This window comes from Mycobacterium sp. IS-1496, assembly GCF_001499995.1.
Taxonomy (GTDB): Bacteria; Actinomycetota; Actinomycetes; order Mycobacteriales; family Mycobacteriaceae; genus Mycobacterium.
In genome coordinates this window covers 1-1697 of the sequence record NZ_LQIU01000062.1, presented here as the reverse complement: position 1 = coordinate 1697, position 1697 = coordinate 1, and the positions used below count along the sequence as shown (strand labels likewise).

Genomic DNA, 1697 nt, shown 5'->3' with positions numbered 1-1697 from the left:
TCGTGGTGCTCCTTAGAAAGGAGGTGATCCAGCCGCACCTTCCGGTACGGCTACCTTGTTACGACTTCGTCCCAATCGCCGATCCCACCTTCGACGGCTCCCTCCCACAAGGGGTTAGGCCACCGGCTTCGGGTGTTACCGACTTTCATGACGTGACGGGCGGTGTGTACAAGGCCCGGGAACGTATTCACCGCAGCGTTGCTGATCTGCGATTACTAGCGACTCCGACTTCACGGGGTCGAGTTGCAGACCCCGATCCGAACTGAGACCGGCTTTGAAAGGATTCGCTCCACCTCACGGCATCGCAGCCCTTTGTACCGGCCATTGTAGCATGTGTGAAGCCCTGGACATAAGGGGCATGATGACTTGACGTCATCCCCACCTTCCTCCGAGTTGACCCCGGCAGTCTCTCACGAGTCCCCACCATAACGTGCTGGCAACATGAGACAAGGGTTGCGCTCGTTGCGGGACTTAACCCAACATCTCACGACACGAGCTGACGACAGCCATGCACCACCTGCACACAGGCCACAAGGGAACCGACATCTCTGCCGACGTCCTGTGCATGTCAAACCCAGGTAAGGTTCTTCGCGTTGCATCGAATTAATCCACATGCTCCGCCGCTTGTGCGGGCCCCCGTCAATTCCTTTGAGTTTTAGCCTTGCGGCCGTACTCCCCAGGCGGGGTACTTAATGCGTTAGCTACGGCACGGATCCCAAGGAAGGAAACCCACACCTAGTACCCACCGTTTACGGCGTGGACTACCAGGGTATCTAATCCTGTTCGCTCCCCACGCTTTCGCTCCTCAGCGTCAGTTACTGCCCAGAGACCCGCCTTCGCCACCGGTGTTCCTCCTGATATCTGCGCATTCCACCGCTACACCAGGAATTCCAGTCTCCCCTGCAGTACTCCAGTCTGCCCGTATCGCCCGCACGCCGAGGGTTAAGCCCCCGGTTTTCACGAACAACGCGACAAACCACCTACGAGCTCTTTACGCCCAGTAATTCCGGACAACGCTCGGACCCTACGTATTACCGCGGCTGCTGGCACGTAGTTGGCCGGTCCTTCTTCTGTAGGTACCGTCACTTGCGCTTCGTCCCTACTGAAAGAGGTTTACAACCCGAAGGCCGTCATCCCCCACGCGGCGTCGCTGCATCAGGCTTGCGCCCATTGTGCAATATTCCCCACTGCTGCCTCCCGTAGGAGTCTGGGCCGTATCTCAGTCCCAGTGTGGCCGGTCACCCTCTCAGGCCGGCTACCCGTCGTCGCCTTGGTAGGCCATCACCCCACCAACAAGCTGATAGGCCGCGGGCCCATCCCACACCGCAAAAGCTTTCCCCCACCAGACCATGCGATCAGCAGGGTGTATTCGGTATTAGACCCAGTTTCCCAGGCTTATCCCAAAGTGCAGGGCAGATCACCCACGTGTTACTCACCCGTTCGCCACTCGAGTACCCCGAAGGGCCTTTCCGTTCGACTTGCATGTGTTAAGCACGCCGCCAGCGTTCGTCCTGAGCCAGGATCAAACTCTCCAAACAAAACCCAAAAAAGGCAATCAGGAAAATCCGATCACAACCAGAAACAATATCTGGCAAAAAACAACCACACCCCTAAACGGGAAAAAGAGGCGCGGCACAACAAAAACAACAAACAAAAACCACCAAACACACTATTGAGTTCTCAAACAACACACCCGC

Annotated in this window: 1 rRNA gene; it reads right to left on the bottom strand. The window is 57.0% G+C overall.

The window, feature by feature from the left end:
* Window positions 1-16: 16 nt before the first annotated feature.
* Window positions 17-1538, bottom strand: a 16S ribosomal RNA gene (locus AU195_RS22615).
* Window positions 1539-1697 lie beyond the last annotated feature (159 nt).